The following is a 23,296-nucleotide window of genomic DNA, read 5'->3' as shown; positions in this document are numbered from 1 at the left end:
AGAAGTAAACCTATTTCAGTAAAATAAAAAGCAGATGTAAACACCAACCAGTAATTTAAATTATCATTGTAAACTACAGTCAGTAAAATCAAAAATAAAAGTAAACACTAATCAGTAATTAGCTTTTTTACTGTAAACTAATCCCAGTATAAGACACACCGGACAAGACAAGCTGATCTGCCCGGTATATGACTACTATATGATTACTATATGATTACTATTAAACTAGTACTAAAGTAGAGGGTTGGAATATCCTTGCTATATCCTTGCGTTATCGTTGAAATATCCTTGACTTATCCATTAGATATAGCAAGGATATGGAAAGGATAATCCAAGGATATTCCAACCCTGTAGTCTAGTTGGAATTTAGTACTGTACATCTGGTAGTCATACAAGACTCAGCATAAACGAAAGTCAGGGGGAAAAGCAAATCAATCAAAACCTTTTACAAGTAATTGGGGTTTTAAAAGTTCAAATTATACAATTATGGAAACGAAAACTGTAATGGAAACTAAGACCGTAAGTACCAGAATGGAAGGTTTACTTACCCTGTTTGATATGCAAACAACATTTTTTAAACGAGCAATTGATGGGATCTCGGAAAAGGATATGCACAACCGCTTAAATACCAAAGCAAATCATATGGCCTGGCTTACAGGTGCACTTGTGCAGCAACGTTTTTGGATGACTACTGAAACTCACCCAGGACTTAAGCAAACGGGAGAAGAGTTGTTTAAAGATTTTAAGGGAATTCAGGATGATGCGACCTATCCAACCAATGCTGAATATCTGAAAGATTGGGATACATTTTCACCAATAGCAAGGGAGGCAATCGTAACGATCACCGATGAAAAATTGGATAGTGATTTCGAAATGGGTGGAATGAAAATGACTTACTACGAGATGATTTCTTTTACCATATATCGGGAAGCTAGTATAATTGGACAACTGGCTTTATGGCGGAGGTTATTAGGCTATGATGCATTGAAATATGATTAGCTTAATTGTAGGGAATTGCCTATAATCAAATTATTAGCAGTGGTTTAATCAAATAAAATTATCTTTGTAGGCCGCAAGGATTAAATATTTTATCAGATTGAAGAAAGTTTTAAAAATCACAGGAATAAGTTTTGCGACTTTATTCCTTTTGTTGTTTATTGGACCTTATTTGTTCCCGGACACCATTGCTAAAGAAGTTCAAAATACTATTAATAAAAATATTAAAGGAGAGGTTAGGTTTAAATCGGCTAACCTTTCCTTTTTTAGACATTTTCCTTCTCTCACACTTAGTTTAGATGAATTTCTGCTAAAAGGGGCAGCGCCATTTGAAAAGGATACGCTGTTATTTTGTAAAGAGCTCTCTTTTGGTGTTAACCTAAGCACTATTTTTTCATCCCAGATTCATATAGATAAAGTGTTTCTGGATGAATCTGTCATTAATGTTAAGGTGGATAAAAATGGCCGTGCTAATTATAATGTTTATCAAAGTGCAGATAAATCAGCTGAGAAACCAGATACAACTGCTGCTACAGCAATAAAGATTGAAGGTATATTTATCAATAAAAGCAAACTTAGCTATGAGGATCAGTCGGTACCTATGCTCATTAGTGCAACGGGGCTAAACTATTCCGGAAAAGGAGATTTGAGTAAAGCTATTTTTGATCTGACCAGTCAGGCTCAGATTGAATCATTGGATGTCTTGTACGATAATAAACCTTACCTGGTAAATAAAAAGATTAATGCCAGGTTGGTAACAAAAATTAATACCAACTCATTGGATTTGATGTTTGATGAAAATGACCTGAAAATCAATTCACTGCCCATTCATTTTGTCGGCAGGTTTTCCTTTATAGAAGACGGTTATGACATTAACTTCAGAACAAAGGCTAAAGAGACCGATCTTCATAATATTTTTAGTGCAATGCCACCGGAGATTGCCGAGCGAATGGAGCGTACAAATATGAAAGGGTATGCGGAGATTAAAGCGTCCTTAATAGGGAAGTATCTGGCAGGGAAGAAGATTATGCCTACGCTTTCTTTTAATTTAAAAATTCGTGAAGGGGAGATCTCCAATCCAAAAGCACCTGAACCTATCAGCAAGTTGTATTTGAACTTGCAAACCAAGCTGCCTTCATTGGATTTCGATAGTTTGTACGTCAACATGGACAGTTTGTATTTCAATATAGGGAAAGACTATGTGGGGGCAATGCTGAATCTGAGGGGATTAAAAACACCGGAAGTTTATGTGCAGAGTCGTGCCAATATAGACCTGGAGAAATGGGCCAAAATTTTTGAAATGGAACATTTAAAAGGGAGGTTCCTGATGGACTTTCATGCTGAGGGAACTTATACCAGGAAAGTAGTGCACAGCGGACTGAGGAAGGTTGATACCGTAATTGCTACCATACCTAAGTTTAAGTTGGTCTCCTCATTAAAAGGCGGCTACTTTAAGCATGCTGCAGTACCTTCTGCAATAGATAAGATCAATTTTGAGATCAACGGGAAGAATACAGATGGCGATTATAAGCATACGGAACTTGAAGTTACGAACCTGAATATACAGGCCTTATCTAATTACATCCGAGGATTTGCGAAACTGAAGACCTCAGGCAATACCCCAATTGATGTGCAGTTGAAGGGCTTGCTGAATTTTGCTGAGATTAAAGAATTCTATCCTTTAAAGGATCTGGAACTGAGTGGTAAGTTAAACTTGAATGTGAATAGCAAAGGCGGGTATAACAAAGCAAAAAAACTATTTCCTGTAACTGAAGTGGCTATTCTGTTGAATGATGGCAAGATTAAAACGGCGCATTTTGACCAGGCGTTGGAAAAGATTTCTATTGATGGGGTTTTAACAAACCGTAATGGTACTTTGAAAAATACCATCATGAACATTAAGCCGGTATCCTTTGAAATGGGTGGACAGCCATTTGAGCTTAAGGCTGCGGTACAAAATCTGGAAAATGTGAAGTACAAAATCACCTCTAAGGGGAGCATTGACATCGGTAAAATGTATCGTTTATTTGCTGTAAAGGGCTATGATATGAAAGGATCTATATTTACAGATGTGTCTTTTAGCGGCTTGCAAAGTGATGCTATGGCCGGTAGATACAATAGACTGGATAATAAAGGGAAGGTGATTGTTAAAGAAATGACTTTTAATTCGGATCTTTTCCCGAAGTCCTTCCTTGTAAGCAACGGTGTGTTTTCATTTAAACAGGACAAGATGAAGTTTGAGCAGTTTAAAGGAAGCTATGGTAAATCTGATTTTAGTATGGACGGTTTTCTGGGTAACGTTGTGAATTATGTGCTTTCTGATAAATCGAAGCTGACAGGTAACTTTAATCTAAAGAGTGGAAAGTTATTTGCAGATGAGTTTATGGCTTATCATGATGGGGCCGCTCCGGCTGCAAAATCAGGTAGCAGTGCGGGTTCAGGCGTAATTATAATCCCTGATAATTTAAACGTTTCTGTAACTGCAAATGCCGGAACTGTGTATTATAATGGCTTAGAGATAAAAAATGCAAAGGGTGGTCTGGTGCTGAACAATGGTACCATGAATTTGAATCAGGCTGCATTTAATTTAGTGGGTGCTGCAGTAACCATGGATGCAAAATATAAAAGTCTAACGCCTAAGTCGGCCACTTTTGATTACCGTATCCAGGCGAAGGAATTCGATATTGCGAAGGCTTATAAGGAAATTAAATTATTCAGAGATTTGGCTACCTCAGCATCTAAGGTAAAAGGTATTGTTGGTTTGGATTATCAGCTATCTGGTAAGCTAAATGGTGATATGATGCCTGTTTATCCCTCATTAAAGGGATCAGGTGTGCTTTCTGTTAAGAAGGTTAGCCTGATGGGCTTTAAATTAATGAATGCCGTAAGTAAAGCTACTAAAAGAGATAGTTTGAGCAATCCTGATGTTTCTGAAGTTCAGATTAAAACTACTATTGCCAATAATATCATTAACATTGAAAGGTTTAAAATGCGTGTTGCTGGTTTCAGACCACGTTTTGAAGGTCAGGTGAGCTTTGATGGTCGTTTAAATATGAGCGGCAGATTGGGTTTACCTCCATTTGGGATATTCGGTATTCCTTTAAGTATTACCGGTAGTCAGGATAACCCTAAAATTGCTTTAAAACGTAATAAAGAAGGTAAGCTGGAAGAGACTTCTGAATAGAAAGCTTGATTTTATTTTGGCTATTTTAGCAGTTCTGATAAACATAATGATAGACGATAACGAAAAGAAGAAGGTTAAACTGGATAAGAAGACTGCTTTAGCTAAAGCAGAGCATTATTGCGCTTATCAGGAACGGGCTCAGCAAGAGATACGTGATAAGCTTTACGAATGGGGGCTATGGTCGGACGATGTTGAAAATATCATATCAGAGCTGATACAGACTAATTTTTTGAATGAAGAGCGCTTTACTGAGGCTTATGTTTCCGGTAAATTTAAGATCAAGCGTTGGGGAAAGATTAAAATAAAGCAGGGTTTAAAGTTAAAAAGGATACCGGATAAGATGATTCAGCGGGCGCTGAACGGGATTGATTACGACGAATATTTGAATGCAATTTTGGTGGCAGCACAAAAAAAAGCCCCTTTGATTAAAGAGAATGATGCTTTTAAACGGAAGTTTAAATTGATTAGCTACTTAATGAGCAAAGGATTTGAAAAAGATTTGATAATAGATGTATTGAAGACCAGCGACTTAGTTTAAACGTTGTTTTTTTTATTAAAAATAACTTGGAGGTAAAATAAAAGTCTTTATATTTGCAATCCCAAACGGAAACAAGGTAAGTAATTATCGCTTCGGAAAAGGGAAGATATCGGATGATATCAGGCAAATGCGAAAGTAGCTCAGTTGGTAGAGCACGACCTTGCCAAGGTCGGGGTCGCGAGTTCGAATCTCGTCTTTCGCTCTAAATGTCTTCAATACCAGGAAGGTGTTTAAAAAAATTAATCCTATCAATGTATGTTGATAACGATTATGCTCAGATGGTGGAACTGGTAGACACGCAGGACTTAAAATCCTGTGACCTTAAAAGTCGTGCGGGTTCGATTCCCGCTCTGAGTACAAAAGACTGCATCGAATAGATGTAGCAAAACAATACCAATGCGAAAGTAGCTCAGTTGGTAGAGCACGACCTTGCCAAGGTCGGGGTCGCGAGTTCGAATCTCGTCTTTCGCTCTAAAGCCTTCTTCAACGAAGGCTTTTATTTTAAAAGATATTTTCCCACGGATATTGGGAAATGCTCAGATGGTGGAACTGGTAGACACGCAGGACTTAAAATCCTGTGACCTTAAAAGTCGTGCGGGTTCGATTCCCGCTCTGAGTACAAATTGAAGCCTTCGATGAAAATCGGAGGCTTTTTTTGTGGATTTTTCTGCAGGTATTCGCCTCAAAATCCTAGAGTAATTCATAATTATTTTAACAAAAAGCAAAATTTTTCCTGTGTGCTATTGACATTGTAAGAAGAAAGAACGATTTTCGGTAACGTAACCGATGTGTGTTAGGCGGCCTAATAGATTTATAATTAACCAAATAGTTCATAAGTAATCACTGATGCCAATGAGGAATTAGTAAGCCGAAGTAATTAGCCAATAGCGCAAACTTGCTTTTGGATCTCCGTAATCGTACCGACACAATGTTGGCGAAAAATCTACAACAAAATTAAACCATGAAAGAAAAACTAACCAATGCAATAGTCCGGGCTGTTGTTAAGAAGAGTATTGTCGCAGCTTTGATAATGCCTTTTGCACTGTCCTCCTATGGAAAGGGATCAGTTGATAAGATCCGTGATTTAAATGCCGATTTAAACAATAATGGCAGTACCTTATTTAATGCTGCCAAAATCATTAAAGGAATTGTAACGGATAACCAGAATCAGCCCCTTCCAGGGGTTAGTGTTGTCTTAAAAGGCACATCCATTGCCGCCATGAGTAATACAAAAGGCGAGTTTCAGATCAGTATTCCCGATAACCAAAATAATGCGGTATTGGTTTTTACCTATATAGGTTTTGCGACCAAGGAAGTAGCTGTAGGTAGTCAGCAGGTGATTAATGTTAAACTTGCCGAAGCCGTAAATGCTATGGATGAAGTGGTTGTGATAGGTTACGGAAGTATTAAAAAGAGCTCATTAACGGCATCAGTTTCAAAAGTAACTAATGATAATTTAGATCAGGTACCCTCAGGTAGGCCTGAAACGGCACTTGTAGGTAAAATGGCCGGTGTAAATATCTCACAAACGCGCAGTACCCCTGGCGCAGCGCCAGTAATTAAGATCAGGGGAACAGGTTCAATCAGGGCAACTAATGAGCCATTGATTGTCATAGATGGTTTTCCAGGTGGAAGTTTGGATCAGATCAATATGAATGATGTAGAGTCTTTTGAGGTATTAAAAGATGCATCGTCTGCAGCGATCTACGGTTCAAGAGCCTCTGGTGGGGTAATTATTGTGACTACAAAAAAAGGTAAAACTGGTGCGCCTAAGCTAAAACTAAACGCTTATTATGGTATTGCCAAACCTATGCTTCATGACGATTGGATTACGGGTGAGGAGTATTATAATTATGTTGTAAAATACCAAAATCGGGAATTGGTTTGGGATGGAGGAGATCCTTCAACCGGCTTATGGAACGACCCGGCCCGATTGGCAAAATATCAGGTAAATCCTATCATTAAAGAAGGAAAGCAGACCATCTGGCAAGATGAGGTTACACAGAATGCACCGTCGCAAAGCTATAACCTGGCAGTGAGCGGCGGTAATGAGTCTGTTAAATATTATATCTCAGGAACCTATAATGGAGAAGAAGGAGTTATTAAAACTTCTAATTATCAGTTTTATGGTTTCAGGGCAAATGTTGATGTGAAAGTGAACAAAACGATAGATATGGGTTTGGTATTAAATCCATCCTTTAACAAGCGTCGTTTAACGACTACTATGGTCAATCTGGCTAAGTATCCTTCATTTGTTGAACCTCAGAATCCTGATGGAACCTATCCAAGGGCAAGAGATTACTGGGGTGCCAATGTTACTGGTCAGGCCAATCCAAATGGTATTCTTAATGGAACACAGAATTTAGAAACTGTAACCAATAATACTGGTGAAGCATTTGTTGGTTTAAATATTATTGAGGGATTAAGATTAAGAAGTTCCTTAGGTGCAAACCTGGTAAATCAGACCAGCGATGTATTTGCTGCTACCTATACGGGGAATGCCAGCTCAGGTTCTGCCTTTGATATCAGAAGGATTAATGTGCTTAATGAAAATACATTGACTTATAACAGAACCTTTAACAAGGTTCACGATTTTACCGGGTTGTTGGGGGCGTCATATCAAAAAACTAATTATCGTCGGGCTAATCTCGTAGCTAATGCCAACTCTTTTAATAATGATATTCTGTATACTTTGGATAATGCCATTATTAATCCAACTGGATCATATACTACTAAATCAGCCTGGGGATTGGTTTCCTATTTCAGTCGTGTAAATTATGCTTATAAAAGTAAATATTTGTTTTCTGCATCTATGAGGGCTGACGGTAGTTCGCGCTTTGGCCCGGATAATAAATGGGGTTATTTCCCTTCTGCCTCCCTGGGATGGCGTGTAACCGAAGAGGGATTCATGAAAAATATCCCTGCAGTCAGTAACTTGAAACTACGTGGTAGCTATGGCGTAACCGGAAACTTTAATATCGGCGATTTTGAGTATCTGGGCAAAATAACGAGTGTCCCTTATTCTCCTGGGAATGTGCTGACCAAAGGGCAGGCACAAACTACGCTGGAGAATTTGAAGCTGAAATGGGAAAGAACGAAAGGGTATGATGTTGGGCTTGATCTGGGCTTGTTCGATAACCGGATTAACATCACTGTTGATTATTACGATAAGCGTACTACTGATATGCTTTATGACGATCCTGTTTCTGCTTTGACCGGATTTCCGCGAAGAGTGGCAAATATTGGTTCCGTAAATAATAAAGGTATAGAGCTGGAATTAAGAACTGTAAACTTTAAAGGAGCGTTTAATTGGGAAACTTCCTTTAATGTGGCTCATAATAAAAACAGTGTAGTTGATTTGGGTAGTTTATCTGAACTTATTAACACTGATACATTTGGGATGGGCTGGATTTTACGTGAAGGTGAGTCTTTGTTCTCTTATTACGGTTACAGGGCTATTGGGGTAATCAAAGATGCTCAGGATTTAGCTAACTCTATAGTACTTCCCGGGTCGAAAATTGGAAATCCAAAGTATGAAGATGTCAATAAGGATGGTAAGATTAGTCCGCTGGATCGCGTAATTCTTGGGAATTATCAACCGAAGGTAACCCTGGGTATGACGAACAACTTCTCTTACAAAAACTTTGATCTTAGCGTAAGTATGCAAAGTGCGCTTGGTGCAAAGATGTATACTTTCGAAAACCAGTATTTCCAGGGGAATGTGCTTGGTGCAATGCGTCGTTCTTTAGTAGAAACACAATGGTGGTCGCCACAGGAACCAGGTGATGGCAGGATGCCTGCTGCTGCTTTAAGTCAGTTGAATTTTCAGGGACAATCAGATATTTATCTGGAAAACGCTTCCTTCTTTGCTATTCGTAACCTGAATTTGGGCTATAATTTACCCGCTGAGCTGGCCAGGAAATTACGTCTAAGTAGTATCCGGGTTTATAGTTCTATTAATAACCTACTTGTTGTGACCGACAAAGGCTTCCACGGTTATAATCCTGAAGGTTATACTCAGGGAGATATCAGTGGGTCTTTAAGTATGCCTGGTTACAATCAAAATGGTTCTGAGCCGCTTAACAGGGTGTATACTTTAGGCTTGAATGTTGGTTTTTAAATTTAAAATAGACAAATGATGAAAAGAAATAGCATATATATAAAGTGTTTACTGTTAACAACTTTGTCACTAAGCTCGTGCCATAAGGACTTGTTGGAGCCTATTCCTGAATCAGTATTAACCACGGTTAATTTTTATGGTTCAGCAAAAGACATAGATCAGGCTGTTATTGGTGCTTATAGTGGTTTCCAGGCCAGAAAGCCTACTGATTACTTGCTGCTGGAGATACCTTCCGATAATCTTTATGCTTCAGCAAATACTTCGGTTTCGGGGGCAAATGCCTTAGATATTCTGGCTTTAACAACGGATAACGATCTGGTGGCTAATTTTTGGTCGGCCAATTACAGTGTGATTTTTAGAGCCAATGCAGTATTGGTGAACATCGATAAACCGCTGGACTATAAAGCAACGCAAAAGGATCAGTTTATCGGGGAAGCTAAATTTCTTCGTGCTTTAATGTATTTTGATCTGGTAAGACTTTATGGGGGGGTACCGAAAGTAACTACATTATTGAGTGCAGAGGCTGCCAGGCAAGTTCCGAGGGCATCTGAAGAAGAAATTTATGGTTTAATAGTCGATGATCTTCTTGATGCGATAAATAAATTGCCGCAGACTTTTAATGTAAGAGGACGTGCCTCTAAAGGTGCAGCAATTGCATTATTGGGTAAGGTTTATGTCTATCAGAAAAACTGGATCGAAGCTGAAAAGCAATTGGCTAAACTATTTACGGCACCATACACTTATGGTTTAGTAACTAATTTTGCTGATCTGTGGAAGCTGACAAATGAAAATAATAGTGAATCAATTTTTGCGCTTACTTACATAGAAGGTTCAAATGCGCATACTTTATCAACTGCATTTATTCCTAATGGTGGTGCGCCAGGTATAGTAGATCGTGGCGCCGAGGTCGCTTTGCCTTCCTGGAGTTTGCATAAAAAATATATTACCGGTGATACCCGGAAAGCTGCAACCATTACCGAAATGTGGCGGGCACCTGCCAAACCTAATGATCCCTTAACCTGGTATCCTTTTGTTGCAAAATATGCAGTTCCACATGTGTATGGTTCCTCAGGACTTGATTTGCCTGTGCTTCGTTTTGCTGATGTTGTTTTGTTGTATGCAGAAGTGCTGTATGAGCGTAATAAACCTGCAGAAGCATTGATTGAACTCAATAAAGTTCGTCAGCGTGCATTTGGTAATGCCAGTCAGAATTATTTGTTGTCCGGCATCACCAACAGTACTGATTTTATTGACAAACTATTTTTAGAACGACAGTTAGAGCTTGCCTACGAAAACGAACGCTGGTTTGATCTTGTTCGTTCAGGTAAGTATTTGAATTTTACTTCAGAAGAACGTCCGTATAATCCTGCAACGAGTACGGCACTTTCGGTAGCCGTAGCTACTAGAATAGACCTTAAGTATTTTCCTATTCCTTTAAAAGAAATTGAGAAGGCAGCTCCGGGGGTGCTGACACAGAATAAGGGTTATAATTGATAGTGTTTTTAAAGCTTACTTGAGAACGGGCTGTATCATGATGATACAGCCCGTTTTTGTTTGTGCCGGGCAGGGGCGCAAACTCTAGTGTTGGAAGTCCTGAATGCGCTCATCATAAATCCCACTAAAAAATGATACTTCTTTTTGAAATTCATTTTAATTACTACATTTGGTTCACCAATAATTGGTATACCAATTATTGGTGAACCAAATAACCTAACCAAATGTAAGGTACCTACGTCTAAGCATGCTGGTGCCTTTTAAACCAAACTGTATGAATAAATTAGTATTATGCGTCTGTATGATACTGGGACTAGTTATTGTCAAAAAAGCTAAAGCCCAGATCGCATTGCAAACTTCGTTCGAAACAGCGGAAGGATACCTGCCTGGAAATCTACACGATCAGAGCAACTGGAAAATTAAGACTGGAAATGCGGTTGTCACTGCAACGAATGTTGTTCAAAGTGGTACACAGTCTGTCAAAATGAATGCAGATAACACCGCGCTGGTTGTCGATTTTATCCCTTATAGCGGTACTGTGGCGGGGCTTGTGGGCGACATCTATACCGATCTCTGGGTAAACCCGGTTTCATTTGTTACAAAAGGTATAGCCATAAATGCCTATGATCTGTTTGGGAACAGCGCTAAACGAATATTTGTAATTGAGTTGGGCATAGATAATAAAATTAAAGCGTACAATGGATCTTCAGGTGTTAACATCGGTACCTGGACCAGCGGCCAGTGGGTCAGGATCAGCGTCAAAGTAGATCTCTCTGCAGAAAAATATAAGGTCGCCATAAATGGCATGTCTGTCGATACGGAGTTTAATCTCAGAGAAAGTTATGTCCCGACAGCAAGCGGCACCAGGGTAGCGGGCGTCAAACAATTTCATACACTGCACTTTAACCACACCTCAGATACCCAGGTTGCCAGTTCGGAACTATCTGTTGATCAGGTGTACATCGGGACAAATCCAATACATGATATTTCCTTTGGTACAGCTGCTACTTCGAGGACCATTACCCTTACTCAACCCGCTTATGGAACGGTGACATTAAATCCTGCTACAGCTGCTTACGAACTGGGGCAGCAGGTGACTGCGACACTTACCCTGCCGCAGGGTTATAAAAATAGCGGCTGGACAGGGGACCTTTCAGGAACGGAACTGCTAAAGAATTTTACAGTAACCGGAAATATGACAATTGGCGCAATTACTGAAGTTGATCCTGCCAATCCTCCTCCGCAATATGTTATCCAGGTCAATCAACCTGTTAACGGACAAATTAGCCTGGCGCCTGCAGCAACAGGCAACTTGTATTACAAGGAAGCCAGGGTGACAGCCAGTATCGTTTATGATGCCTGTTCCCAGTTCAATGGATGGACAGGTGGACTTACAGGAAGTGAGCTGTCCAAATCAATCACGGTGAGCGGAAATATGACAATTGGTGCAAATATCAGCGAAATTACAACTCCGTCTGTTAAAAGAGTTGTGACTACTGTTGCTGAGTTTAAAACCGCTTTGAGTATAATGAATCCGGGAGATGTAATTGAAGTTGCGGATGGGAGTTATAACCTCAGTGCTTTAACGATAACACGTTCCGGTTGTCCGACCAAGCCCATCATCATTGTGGCTAAAAACCAGGGTAAGGCTATTTTAAATGGCAATACAGCATTGACTCTTGAAAGTCTGAAATACGTAACCATTAAAGGTTTTTCATTTCAGAGTGCTTCAATAGGCACAGGTATCAAAATACAGAATTGCAGCAGAGTGCGGATCACCGGAAACAGCTTTGAAATTAAAGAAACCAGCTCATGTAACTGGATCTATATAGGGGATACTTTTGCCAGTCCGCTGCCATTGCGTTCCGGACATAATCTGGTTGATCATAATAGCTTTGACGGTAAAACACAAGCTGGTAAGTATATCGTGCTGGATGGGAATATTAACCAGCAGTCGCAACATGACACCATCAGCTATAATGTGTTTAAAAATAATGGCCCAAGGGCTGCCAATGAGAAAGAAAGCATTAGAGTAGGGGTAAGCCCATTGTCAAAAAGCAGTGGATTTACAGTTATAGAATACAATCTTTTTCAGGATTGCGACGGAGATCCTGAAATTGTATCTATAAAATCATGCGATAATATAGTAAGGTTTAACACTTTTCAGCGCTGCCTGGGGACTTTATGCCTGCGTCAGGGTACCGGCACTATTGCGGAGGGAAATTACTTTTTTGGCGAGGGTAAGACTGCTGTTTATACCGATCCTGAGTCAGGAGCTAGCAATACCATCGGTTGTGGTGGGGTTAGGGCCTATGGAAAAGGCCATAAAATCCTTAATAACTATTTTCAGGGACTTACGGGCTCAAAATGGGATGCTGCAATTACCTTGACAAATGGGGATGTAACAAATAGTTCCAGCAGTTTATCAGATCATTACCTGCCTGAAGATGTTGTGGTAGCCTTTAATACATTTGTTAACAATAAATCGAACATTGAAATTGGGTTTGACAACAATGGTAAGTATCCCAGGTATCCGATAAACTGTTCGATTTCAAATAATATCGTTATCGACAATACAGCTCCTATTGTAAAGTCATTTAGTGCTGCTGCTCTTGGGGGCGTAAGCTTCGTTAATAATATCATGTATCCAACAGGTATGTCCTCGATTGGAATCAGTGCTACACCAGATCAGATCAGGAACATAGACCCTAAGCTGGTAAAACCAAAGTGCAAAGATTTAAATGGCTCCTGTGCAGATCATTTGGCTTACCAGGTTTTGAGGCTTGATCAGTGGAGTCCGGCTATAGATGCTGCGAAGGGGGATTTTAATGAGGTTTCCGTTGATTTTGAAAGGCAAGAAAGAACAGGAGCCAAGGATATTGGAGCAGATGAATACAAAGGCAATAGCCCGATTTTCATCAGTGCGCTCGAACCGAATTTTGTAGGGCCTTCGGCAGTGCCATTTGCCTATGAAGTTGTTTACTATGAAAAACCCAAACCTGAGCAGCCTGCAGAGGAGCTTTATCCTATGGATGCTGCCAACATACTCACTCCGGATGGAGATGGTGTAAACGATAGATGGATCATACAGAATATTAAATTGTATCCCAATAATGAGGTTAGCGTATTTGATAAGGCCGGGAGATTGGTTTATTATAAAAAGGGCTACAATAACGAATGGGATGGAATGCTGAATGGAAATCTCCTGAGCGAAGGCACCTACTATTATATGCTAAATACGGGCATATCGGAAAAGAAGATTAAAGGCTTCATTACTATCATCAGAAATAAATAGATTTTAAACGCTCGCGAATTTAATATGAAAAAAAAGACCTCAATGATCCTTCTGTTCTCTTTTGTATTGATACTTCATGCAAATGCACAGATCAAGCCTCTGGCTGCAGCTTTTTATCAGAACCAATATTTAATTAATCCCGCTATGGCTGGCTTAGAAGGGGGGATTTCCTTTGATTTAAGCTATCGTAAGCAACTCAATTCTGTACCTGGCGCATTAACAGAACAGGCTTTAACAGGTACTTATAGTTTTAATAAGGCTGCTGTCGGGCTTAATGTATACAATGAAAGGGCCGGATTGTTAAAACGGACAAGGGTAGTGGGGAGTTATGCCTATCATTTGAAGCTGAATGAGGAAGATAAGTTACATTTCGGACTTTCCGTTGGGGTGTTGAATGAAAAAGTTGATGAGAGTTCCATAAAAGGTGAGGCTACCGATGTAAATATAGGCCGTTTTAATGAGCGTGGAGCTGTTGTGGACGGCGATTTTGGCGCGGCTTACACCGGCAAGGGTATGACCGTTCAGGGGGCAATTCTTAACCTTAATAACTTTCTGAATAGGGACAAAAGGAATCAGATCAATTACTCCACCTTTTTTACAGCACTTAGCTATAAGTTTAATATGGGTAAAGAATATGGGGATGTTGGTCTGGAGCCCAAGCTTTGCTATCGGGGCGTTAAAGAAGCCGATGGGATTCTGGATGCGGGGGTAAATGTCACTTTTGCTCAGGATAGGTTTAATGTCTTTGGTCTGTACCACAGTTCTGAGAATGCCACATTTGGTTTTGGGATAAAATATAAGAGGTTAAGCTTATCCGGTATCTACTCTTCAGTACCTCATGCTTTTAGCGGGTATACAAACGGTGATTTTGAATTGGGACTTGGAATAAGGTTGTAGCTTTAAAGCAATAACAAATCTTACATTTCTCTGTTTATACTCTTTTGTATAAATAAGCGAAAGGGGGTATATTTGAGTAATGTCTAATGTTTCAATAAATAAAGAGCATGAAAGATAAACAAGACTCCCTGGAGCAAGCCGTATTAAACGATTACAAATATGGTTTTGTGACAGATATAGATACAGATGTTATTCCAAAAGGACTTAACGAGGATGTCATCCGACTGATTTCTCATAAAAAAAACGAACCGGAATGGATGCTCGAATGGCGGCTTAAAGCTTATGCTTATTGGCTGACATTGGAAGAGCCTACCTGGGCGAATATAAAGTATCCTGTAATTGATTATCAGGATATCATTTATTACGCAGCCCCCAAACCGAAAAAGCAGTTGAATAGTCTGGATGAAGTAGATCCTGAATTACTGAGTACTTTTGAGAAATTGGGTATTTCGTTGGTTGAGCAAAAACGATTAACCGGCGTAGCCGTAGATGTGGTGATGGATAGCGTTTCTATTGCTACTTCCTTTAAAGAGCAGCTGTCGGAAATTGGTGTAATATTTTGTTCCATTAGTGAAGCTATACAGCAACACCCTGAATTGGTGAAAAAATACATGGGATCGGTAGTACCCATGACAGATAATTATTTTGCTGCCTTAAACTCAGCAGTGTTTACTGACGGATCTTTTTGCTTTATTCCTAAAGGGGTACGATGCCCGATGGAACTATCTACCTATTTCCGCATCAATACAGAGAATGCGGGTCAGTTTGAACGCACTTTAATTGTGGCCGAAGATGAAAGTTATGTAAGCTATCTGGAAGGCTGTACTGCGCCAATGCGTGATGAAAATCAGTTGCATGCAGCAGTCGTTGAACTTTTGGCCATGGAGAAGGCCGAAATTAAATATTCTACAGTGCAGAACTGGTATCCCGGTGATAAGGAAGGCAAGGGAGGGATTTACAACTTTGTAACCAAAAGGGGGATATGTAAAGGCGATTATTCAAAGATTTCCTGGACACAGGTAGAGACCGGCTCGGCCATCACCTGGAAGTATCCGAGTGTGATTTTAAAAGGGGATCATACGATTGGCGAGTTTTATTCGGTCGCTTTTACCAACAACCATCAGCAGGCTGATACAGGTACAAAAATGATCCACCTGGGTAAAAATACGAGGAGCAGGATCGTAGCTAAGGGTATTTCGGCCGGTTTCAGTCAAAACAGCTACCGTGGATTGGTAAGAGCAAGTAAGCATGCTACCAACGCCCGCAATTATTCGCAATGTGATTCTTTATTGCTGGGTGATAAATGCGGGGCGCATACTTTCCCATATATAGAGGTGAAAAACAAAACCGCTATAGTGGAGCACGAGGCAACAACTTCTAAAATTGGAGAAGATCAGCTTTTCTATTGTCGACAAAGGGGTATAGATCCTGAAGAGGCAGTTGCACTTATTGTAAACGGCTTTGCTAAAGAAGTAATGAATCAGCTGCCTATGGAATTTGCCATAGAAGCACAGAAACTATTAGCCATCAGTATGGAAGGTAGTGTAGGTTAAACAAGCGCTCGCTTAAACAAAATATATGTATATGTTATCCATCAAAAATATTCACGCAAACGTAGAGGGTAAAGAGATATTAAAAGGAATTAACCTTGAGATCAAACCAGGGGAGGTACATGCCATTATGGGGCCTAACGGTTCCGGTAAAAGCACGCTGGCATCGGTTTTGGCAGGGAGAGAGGAGTATGAAGTTACTGAAGGGGAGGTTAGTTTTTTAAACAAAAACCTGTTGGAGTTGTCGCCCGAAGACAGAGCCCGTGAAGGACTTTTTCTTGCTTTTCAATATCCTGTGGAAATACCAGGGGTAAGTACCACAAACTTTATTAAAGCTGCGGTAAACGAGAAGCGTAAATATCATGGTTTGGAACCGCTTGATTCAGTTTCCTTCCTGAAAATTATGAAAGAGAAAATGGCACTGGTAGAGATCGATCAGTCGCTGTTAAGCCGGTCGATTAATGAAGGATTTTCGGGTGGTGAAAAGAAGCGTAATGAGATTTTTCAGATGGCCATGCTTGAGCCTAAACTGGCAATATTGGATGAGACCGACTCAGGGCTGGATATTGATGCCTTGCGTATTGTAGCCAATGGTATCAATAAGCTGCATAACCCGGAACGTGCAGTACTGGTAATTACCCATTATCAACGCCTACTTGAATACATCCAGCCTGATTTTGTACATGTGTTGTACAATGGCCGGATTGTAAAATCAGGCACCAAAGAACTGGCATTGGAGCTGGAAGAAAAGGGCTATGATTTTATTACAGATGAAGTTGATTTAACTGCCGAATAGCAGGTTTATTAAAACAATGTGAGATGATTGATTTAACTTATTTTAAGGAGCAGTTTGAGCAGTTGCAGCTGGAAGATGCTGATGAGCACATTGCGGCCATCAGAAAACAAAGCTTCGATACGTTTAATAAAGCCGGTCTGCCTACTTTTCACACAGAAGAGTGGAAATATACCGGCATTAGTAGTTTGTTTAACCAGACCTATGCCCAAATTGGTCATACCATTACTGCTGCCGATGTAGCTGCTTTACGTATGCCTGGACATCATAAAGCCAATGAACTGGTATTTGTGAATGGACGCTTTGACTTTTCACTTTCCAATATCCTTTCTTCCGATACGGAGATGAAGGTCTTGTCTTTAAAAGATGCGGTAAATGGAGAATACAGGGATCTGGTAGGTAAACATCTGAATAAAAGTACGGAGTATATAAAAGATGGGATTCATGCACTGAATGGTGCTTTTATTACCGAAGGTGTTTTTATTCACATCCTTAAAGGGAAGATACCTCATCATCCGATATATGTTTACCATATTTTGGATAGCAGACAGCATCATACGCTGGCACAGCCCCGTAGCTTGATTTACGTGGATGAAAACAGCAAACTTCAATTAACGGAGACTTACGTCACCTTAGGCAGTTCAGATAGTTTTTGCAATGAGGTTTTGGAAATCGTAGTTGAACAAAATGCTATTGTAGAATATTATAAGATACAGAACGATACGGCTAATGCCAGTCAGGTTAGTACTACCCATATTAGGCAGGTCGGACGTAGTTATGTGCATACGGTAGCCATAACGCTAAATGGTGGTATCGTGCGCAATAACATGAATCTGATACTCGATGCTACCGGCAATGAAGCGCATTTATATGGACTTTACCTGCTAAGGGGTAAAACTCATGCCGATAACCACACTTTGATAGACAATAGAAAGCCAGAGTGTTTTAGCAATCAATTGTATAAGGGGATTGCAGATGATTCATCTACAGCTGTGTTTAATGGAAGAATTATGGTGCAGCCTGATGCGCAGAAAACGAATTCCTTTCAGTCTAACAAGAATATCCTGCTCTCCGACAATGCCACAATAAACACCAAACCACAGCTGGAGATTTTTGCTGATGATGTGAAGTGTTCGCATGGTTGTACGGTGGGGCAGCTTGATGAAGAGGCGCTGTTTTATTTAAGAGCAAGAGGGATACCTAAAGAAAAAGCTGAAGTATTGCTTTTACAGGCTTATTCGGCCGATGTACTGGCTCATATCAAGCCTATGGCTATAAGGGCTTATGTAGAGAAACTGATTTACGAACACTTATCAATTGTCTGAAAATGGTAGTCACAGATATAAGACAGCAGTTCCCGATATTGGGTAGAACGGTAAAAGGTAAGCCACTGGTTTACTTTGATAACGCTGCTACTTCGCAAAAGCCTCAAAGTGTAATTGATGCATTAAGCCATTATTATGCGCATTATAATGCCAATATCCATAGGGGAATTCATACCCTTGCAGAGGAAGCTACCCATGCCTATGAAGCTGCGCGGTTCGCTGTGCAGGAGTTTATAGGTGCTGCGGAGGTAGAGGAGATTATTTTTACCAGAGGAACCACAGAGGGAATTAACCTGGTAGCGTATACCTGGGGTAGGCAAAATATTGCTGCCGGTGATGAAATTATCATATCGGGCATGGAACATCATTCCAATATTGTGCCCTGGCAAATAGTCTGCGAAGAGAAAAATGCGATTTTAAAAGTTATCCCTGTTAAGGATAACGGAGAACTGGATATGGATGCTTATAAAAGCTTATTAAGCAGTAAGACTAAACTGGTATCCATTGTGCAGGTGTCGAACTCGCTGGGAACAGTAAATCCCGTTAAGGAGATGATAGGGGCTGCACATGAGGTAGGTGCTAAAGTGTTGGTAGATGGTGCACAGTCTGCAGTCCACCTGGATATAGATGTCCAGGATATGGATTGTGATTTTTTTGCCTTTTCCGGCCATAAAGTATACGGACCAACAGGTATAGGTGCCTTATATGGTAAGAAAGAGTTGCTCGAAAATATGCCTGTTTTTCAGGGCGGGGGAGAAATGATCAGAGAGGTGACTTTTGAAAAGACAACTTATAATGATTTGCCTTATAAATATGAGGCGGGCACACCCAATATTGCTGATACCATTGCCTTAAAAACGGCATTGGATTTTATTAAGGATACCGGAAAAGAGTCAATCAGAAAGCATGAAGCAGAATTGCTTGCCTATGCAACTGCGCAGCTGCAGGCCATCCCCGGACTTACAATTATCGGGCAGGCCGGAAATAAGGTCAGTCTGGTTTCTTTTGTGATTGATGGGGTTCATCCTCAGGATATGGGTGTGTTGCTGGATAATATGGGTATCGCTGTAAGGACAGGGCACCATTGTACACAACCTTTAATGAAGCGTTTTGGCATTCCTGGTACGATAAGGGCATCCTTCGCGGTTTATAATCAAAAGGAAGAGATAGATGTGCTGATCGCAGGTTTACACAAGGCTATAAAAATGTTAACGTAATGAATGTAAAGTCAATTGCTGAGATCGAAAAAGAGATTGTTGAGGATTTCGCCCTGTTTGATAGCTGGGAAGATAAGTATGAATATATCATTGAGCTGGGTAAAAAGTTAGCGGTACTTGAAGATGAGCATAAAATAGACGAGAATAAGATTAAAGGGTGCCAGTCGACCGTTTGGCTTGCCGCTTCATTTGAGGATGGTGTAGTCGTTTTTAAGGCCGACAGCGATGCCGTGATTGTGAAGGGATTGATCAGTATGCTGATTGAAGTATTATCAGGACAGACGCCTGAAGAAATTTTGGCTGCTAAAATGAATTTTATAGCTGAAATAGGGATGATGACGCATTTGGCCCAAACGCGGTCGAATGGTTTACTGTCGATGATTAAACAGATGAAAAATTATGCGGTGGCTTATAAAATGATGAAAGATAATAAAAAAGCAGATCATGGATAAGGAAGAATTAAAGCAGAAAGTTATTGATTGTTTGCAAACCATATATGATCCTGAAATACCGGTCAGCATATATGAGCTGGGATTGATCTACGAAACTGAGGTCATGCCCCCCTTTAATAACGTGCAGATCGTGATGACGCTTACAGCACCTGGTTGCCCTGCAGCACAAATTATTCCGCAAGAGGTGGAGCAGAAAGTAAAAGCAATTGAAGGGGTTAATGAGGTTTCCGTTATCGTAACCTGGGAACCGCCATGGAACAGGGATATGATGTCGGAAACTGCGCGGTTTGAATTGGGAATGATGTAAATTAAGATAAAGGAGATGAAGATTACTGCACAAGAGGAGTACGGACTAAGGATTTTACTTCGTATTGCGAGGCACGATCAAAAGGAGGGAATCAGTATTCCTGCTATTAGCGAATCGGAAGGGTTGTCGGCAGCCTATGTAGGGAAATTAACGCGTACACTGCGCATGGCGGGCTATATCAACAGTACCCCAGGTTATAAAGGAGGTTATGTGTTGGCTCAGCCTGCAGATCAGGTAAATATTAACCAGGTGATGAAGGTATTGGGGGGCGCGCTTTTTAGCAAGAAATTCTGTGAGGAATATCCTGGAACACTCAGGTTATGCACAAATTCTATCGATTGCTCTATACGCTCTTTGTGGCAAATGATTCAGTTTACTGTGGATCAGCTGTTGGATAAAGTTACTTTACAGGATCTGCTGAGCCCGGAGCAGGAATCCAGTGCTTTGCTGGAATCTATTTTGCAGCCGCATGCTTTGTAAACGGATAGTAACCTACAAAAAAAGTGCCCCAGTAATTAAACCGGGACACCCTAACGCTCTCTCTACATGTAAAATTGAGTAATTGTTTTTAAATCACCTAAAATTTTAGCTATTCATTTTATTCAGTATCATTTACTCATAAAAAAATATAAAATGTTTAACGGATTGGGGCTATAAGCTTAATTTTGTCAGATGAGTAATTCTCCTTATACCATCAACCATATCTTAGAAATTCTGAATGTTGTATCTGTTCATAAAATGAACGACGCAATCATCAGGAAGCTGGTAATTGATAGCAGAACGGTAATAGATCCTGAAGGGTCATTGTTTTTTGCATTGAGTGCTAAAAGAGATGGGCATCGGTACTTAAAGGATGCTTATGCCAATGGTATCCGGAACTTTGTCATCACTGACGAGAAATATATTGATTTGTTTCCTGATGCAAATATCCTGCTGGTTAAGGATGCGTTGCTTGCATTGCAAAGCCTCGCAAAATATAACCGTTCACAATATGATTTGAAGGTATTGGGGATAACAGGCAGCAATGGTAAAACTATTGTTAAGGAATGGCTGTATCAATTGCTGACTACAGATTTTAATATCGTAAGAAGTCCTAAAAGTTTTAACTCGCAGATAGGAGTGCCACTTTCGGTTTGGGAAATTGAAGCTGATCATACGCTTGGTATTTTTGAGGCCGGTATATCCAAAGGAAATGAAATGGATGCCCTTGCTGATATTATACAACCTACTATTGGTATCCTTACAAATATTGGGGAGGCGCACGCCGAAGGCTTTAGCTCACAAAGCGAAAAGCTACAGGAAAAACTGAAGTTATTTAAAGCTACTGACCTGTTTATTTATTCACCTGAATATACGGAAGGGATCCGGAAAAGTGACTTACCTGGACAGCAGAAGTTTTCATGGAGCTTTAAAGAGGACGCAGATCTTAAGATTGTATTGGTAGAACCTATTGAAGGTAGGAATTATATCCGCGCAAAGTATAAAAGTGCAGAAATAGAATGTCTGATTCCATTTGTTGATAAAGCTTCTGTTGAAAATGGTATCACTTGCTGGGCCACCTTATTGGCCCTTGGTTATACCCCTGAAGAAGCAGATGAGCGCCTGGCAAAGTTAACCAGGGTAAGTATGCGCCTTGAATTGAAGAACGGCATTAACCAATGTTCATTGATTGATGATTCTTATAGTGCAGATATCTCATCGCTGGCTATCGCGCTGGATTTTCTGAACCTCCAGAATCAACATGCTAAAAGAACCCTGATCTTATCAGATCTTCCTGAAACCGGTAAAAGTGATGAGGTGCTGTATGTAGAAATTGCAGCGCTGTTAAAACAAAAGAATGTAGATAGGTTAATCGGTATTGGTCCGCATATCACCGCATCGGCTGATTTGTTTGAGATGGAGTCCACTTTCTTTGAAAGTACACAGGGTTTTGTTGAAAATTTTCCTGCCCTGCACTTTAGTAATGAAACTATTTTGGTGAAAGGAGCCAGAAAGTTTGAATTTGAACGGATCAGTAAATTGATTGCACAAAAGGTGCATGATACGGTTATGGAAATAGATTTGAATGCCCTGGCAGGTAACTTACAATTTTATCGTAGTAAGTTAAAACCGGGTGTTAAGGTGATGGCGATGGTTAAGGCTTTCTCCTACGGTAGCGGTAGCTTTGAAATAGCTAATTTATTGCAGTATCATAAGGTAGATTACCTGGCAGTAGCTTATACTGATGAAGGAATTGCATTAAGGAAAGGAGGGATAAAAATGCCAATCATGGTTATGAGTCCCGAACCTTCTGCTTTTGATGCGATTGTCAGGTATAAGCTGGAACCTGAATTGTATAACCTTGATATCTTACAACGTTTTATCAGCTTTGTTCAGGATGAAAATTATCCTGTGCATTTAAAAATTGACACAGGAATGCACCGTTTGGGTTTTGAAGAACCTGATTTGCCAGAATTACTAAGACTCCTCAATGAAACTAATAAGTTAAAAGTAGTTTCAGTTTTTTCACATCTGGTGGGAAGTGAAGAAGGGATGCATGATGCCTTTACCAAACAGCAGATAGCACAGCTTAAAACGGCTACTGATTTGCTTAGTAAAGGGCTGGGTTATGAATTTATCAGGCATATCTCTAATACTTCAGGGATCTCCCGTCATCCGGATGCGCAATTGGATATGGTGAGGATCGGTATTGGTTTGTATGGCTTTGATGCCGGATTGCATAATAATAAAGGCTTGCAGACAGTTGCCGTATTAAAAACGACTATTACCCAGGTTAAAGAAATTAAAGCCAATGAAACAGTAGGTTATGGGCGTAAGGGCTTGTTACCGGAAGGTGGGACAATAGCAACCGTAAAAATTGGTTATGCTGATGGTTATAATCGTGCTTTTGGTAATGGAATAGGTAAAATGCTGATCAAGGGGAAACTGGTGCCAACGGTAGGGGTAATTTGTATGGATATGTGTATGCTGGACGTAACGGGACTTAATGTAAAGACCGGTGACGAGGTGATTGTATTTAACGATAAGCTGACCATTTCTACATTGGCGAAGCAGATTGGGACTATTCCTTATGAGATATTAACTAACGTCTCTCAAAGGGTGAAGCGGGTATATTTTTATGAGTAATT

At 40.2% G+C, this 23,296-nt stretch carries 15 protein-coding genes and 4 tRNA genes; all 19 read left to right on the top strand.

Annotated elements, in window-relative coordinates:
• Window positions 1-486 precede the first annotated feature (486 nt).
• The 19 genes from B9A18_RS24495 to B9A18_RS24405 all read left to right on the top strand — a co-directional run bounded on the left by B9A18_RS24495 (window position 487) and on the right by B9A18_RS24405 (window position 23,294).
• Entirely contained in the window at window positions 487-999 is a 513-nt protein-coding gene (locus B9A18_RS24495; RefSeq protein WP_235005439.1) for a DinB family protein, read from the top strand.
• Between the two features lie 97 nt (window positions 1,000-1,096).
• Window positions 1,097-4,180 (top strand): AsmA family protein, encoded by a 3,084-nt coding sequence (locus B9A18_RS24490; protein WP_084292492.1) that lies wholly within the window; start codon window positions 1,097-1,099, stop codon window positions 4,178-4,180.
• A gap of 46 nt (window positions 4,181-4,226) precedes the next feature.
• A complete protein-coding gene (locus B9A18_RS24485; RefSeq protein WP_084292490.1) occupies window positions 4,227-4,718 on the top strand; it encodes a regulatory protein RecX in 492 nt (163 codons plus the stop codon).
• A 129-nt stretch (window positions 4,719-4,847) separates the two neighbouring features.
• Window positions 4,848-4,920: transfer RNA gene (locus B9A18_RS24480), tRNA-Gly, on the top strand.
• 70 nt (window positions 4,921-4,990) lie between these two features.
• Window positions 4,991-5,075: transfer RNA gene (locus B9A18_RS24475), tRNA-Leu, on the top strand.
• A gap of 41 nt (window positions 5,076-5,116) precedes the next feature.
• Window positions 5,117-5,189 (top strand) — tRNA-Gly (locus B9A18_RS24470).
• A 63-nt stretch (window positions 5,190-5,252) separates the two neighbouring features.
• Window positions 5,253-5,337 (top strand) — tRNA-Leu (locus B9A18_RS24465).
• 342 nt (window positions 5,338-5,679) lie between these two features.
• Complete coding sequence (locus B9A18_RS24460) at window positions 5,680-8,838, top strand: SusC/RagA family TonB-linked outer membrane protein (RefSeq protein WP_144009611.1); 3,159 nt, start codon at window positions 5,680-5,682, stop codon at window positions 8,836-8,838.
• Between the two features lie 15 nt (window positions 8,839-8,853).
• A complete protein-coding gene (locus B9A18_RS24455; RefSeq protein WP_084292489.1) occupies window positions 8,854-10,332 on the top strand; it encodes a RagB/SusD family nutrient uptake outer membrane protein in 1,479 nt (492 codons plus the stop codon).
• 274 nt (window positions 10,333-10,606) lie between these two features.
• The gene (locus B9A18_RS24450; protein WP_159452742.1) at window positions 10,607-13,627 is read left to right on the top strand and encodes a chondroitinase-B domain-containing protein; all 3,021 of its coding nucleotides are present in this window, start codon (window positions 10,607-10,609) and stop codon (window positions 13,625-13,627) included.
• A gap of 24 nt (window positions 13,628-13,651) precedes the next feature.
• Window positions 13,652-14,524, top strand: a complete 873-nt coding sequence (locus tag B9A18_RS24445; RefSeq protein WP_084292485.1) for a PorP/SprF family type IX secretion system membrane protein — start codon at window positions 13,652-13,654, stop codon at window positions 14,522-14,524.
• A gap of 107 nt (window positions 14,525-14,631) precedes the next feature.
• Window positions 14,632-16,077 (top strand): Fe-S cluster assembly protein SufB, encoded by a 1,446-nt coding sequence (gene sufB, locus B9A18_RS24440; RefSeq protein WP_084292483.1) that lies wholly within the window; start codon window positions 14,632-14,634, stop codon window positions 16,075-16,077.
• A 31-nt stretch (window positions 16,078-16,108) separates the two neighbouring features.
• Window positions 16,109-16,870 carry a Fe-S cluster assembly ATPase SufC gene (gene sufC / locus B9A18_RS24435; protein WP_084292494.1) on the top strand — a complete coding sequence of 254 codons (762 nt, stop codon included), beginning with the start codon at window positions 16,109-16,111 and terminating at the stop codon, window positions 16,868-16,870.
• 23 nt (window positions 16,871-16,893) lie between these two features.
• Window positions 16,894-18,192, top strand: coding sequence for a Fe-S cluster assembly protein SufD (gene sufD, locus B9A18_RS24430; RefSeq protein ID WP_084292481.1), 1,299 nt, complete (start codon window positions 16,894-16,896; stop codon window positions 18,190-18,192).
• Between the two features lie 2 nt (window positions 18,193-18,194).
• Entirely contained in the window at window positions 18,195-19,409 is a 1,215-nt protein-coding gene (locus B9A18_RS24425; RefSeq protein WP_084292479.1) for a cysteine desulfurase, read from the top strand.
• Complete coding sequence (locus B9A18_RS24420) at window positions 19,409-19,861, top strand: SufE family protein (RefSeq protein WP_084292478.1); 453 nt, start codon at window positions 19,409-19,411, stop codon at window positions 19,859-19,861. Before B9A18_RS24425 ends, B9A18_RS24420 begins: the two co-directional genes overlap by 1 nt.
• Window positions 19,854-20,168, top strand: coding sequence for an iron-sulfur cluster assembly protein (locus tag B9A18_RS24415; protein ID WP_200816437.1), 315 nt, complete (start codon window positions 19,854-19,856; stop codon window positions 20,166-20,168). Before B9A18_RS24420 ends, B9A18_RS24415 begins: the two co-directional genes overlap by 8 nt.
• A gap of 15 nt (window positions 20,169-20,183) precedes the next feature.
• The gene (locus tag B9A18_RS24410) at window positions 20,184-20,648 is read left to right on the top strand and encodes an RrF2 family transcriptional regulator (protein WP_084292476.1); all 465 of its coding nucleotides are present in this window, start codon (window positions 20,184-20,186) and stop codon (window positions 20,646-20,648) included.
• Between the two features lie 192 nt (window positions 20,649-20,840).
• Complete coding sequence (locus B9A18_RS24405; protein ID WP_084292475.1) at window positions 20,841-23,294, top strand: bifunctional UDP-N-acetylmuramoyl-tripeptide:D-alanyl-D-alanine ligase/alanine racemase; 2,454 nt, start codon at window positions 20,841-20,843, stop codon at window positions 23,292-23,294.
• The last annotated feature ends 2 nt before the right edge of the window (window positions 23,295-23,296 follow it).

Source organism: Pedobacter nyackensis, from assembly GCF_900176505.1.
GTDB lineage: Bacteria > Bacteroidota > Bacteroidia > Sphingobacteriales > Sphingobacteriaceae > Pedobacter > Pedobacter nyackensis.
This window is presented reverse-complemented; position numbering and strand designations above follow the sequence as displayed.

Bases quoted from the DNA above. Each gene is read 5' to 3' on its own strand.
- B9A18_RS24495 (WP_235005439.1), top strand. From the start codon at position 487: ATGGAAACGAAAACTGTAATGGAAACTAAGACCGTAAGTACCAGAATG.
- B9A18_RS24485 (WP_084292490.1), top strand. From the start codon at position 4,227: ATGATAGACGATAACGAAAAGAAGAAGGTTAAACTGGATAAGAAGACT.
- B9A18_RS24460 (WP_144009611.1), top strand. From the start codon at position 5,680: ATGAAAGAAAAACTAACCAATGCAATAGTCCGGGCTGTTGTTAAGAAG.
- B9A18_RS24455 (WP_084292489.1), top strand. From the start codon at position 8,854: ATGATGAAAAGAAATAGCATATATATAAAGTGTTTACTGTTAACAACT.
- B9A18_RS24450 (WP_159452742.1), top strand. From the start codon at position 10,607: ATGAATAAATTAGTATTATGCGTCTGTATGATACTGGGACTAGTTATT.
- B9A18_RS24445 (WP_084292485.1), top strand. From the start codon at position 13,652: ATGAAAAAAAAGACCTCAATGATCCTTCTGTTCTCTTTTGTATTGATA.
- sufB (WP_084292483.1), top strand. From the start codon at position 14,632: ATGAAAGATAAACAAGACTCCCTGGAGCAAGCCGTATTAAACGATTAC.
- sufC (WP_084292494.1), top strand. From the start codon at position 16,109: ATGTTATCCATCAAAAATATTCACGCAAACGTAGAGGGTAAAGAGATA.
- sufD (WP_084292481.1), top strand. From the start codon at position 16,894: ATGATTGATTTAACTTATTTTAAGGAGCAGTTTGAGCAGTTGCAGCTG.
- B9A18_RS24425 (WP_084292479.1), top strand. From the start codon at position 18,195: ATGGTAGTCACAGATATAAGACAGCAGTTCCCGATATTGGGTAGAACG.
- B9A18_RS24420 (WP_084292478.1), top strand. From the start codon at position 19,409: ATGAATGTAAAGTCAATTGCTGAGATCGAAAAAGAGATTGTTGAGGAT.
- B9A18_RS24415 (WP_200816437.1), top strand. From the start codon at position 19,854: ATGGATAAGGAAGAATTAAAGCAGAAAGTTATTGATTGTTTGCAAACC.
- B9A18_RS24410 (WP_084292476.1), top strand. From the start codon at position 20,184: ATGAAGATTACTGCACAAGAGGAGTACGGACTAAGGATTTTACTTCGT.
- B9A18_RS24405 (WP_084292475.1), top strand. From the start codon at position 20,841: ATGAGTAATTCTCCTTATACCATCAACCATATCTTAGAAATTCTGAAT.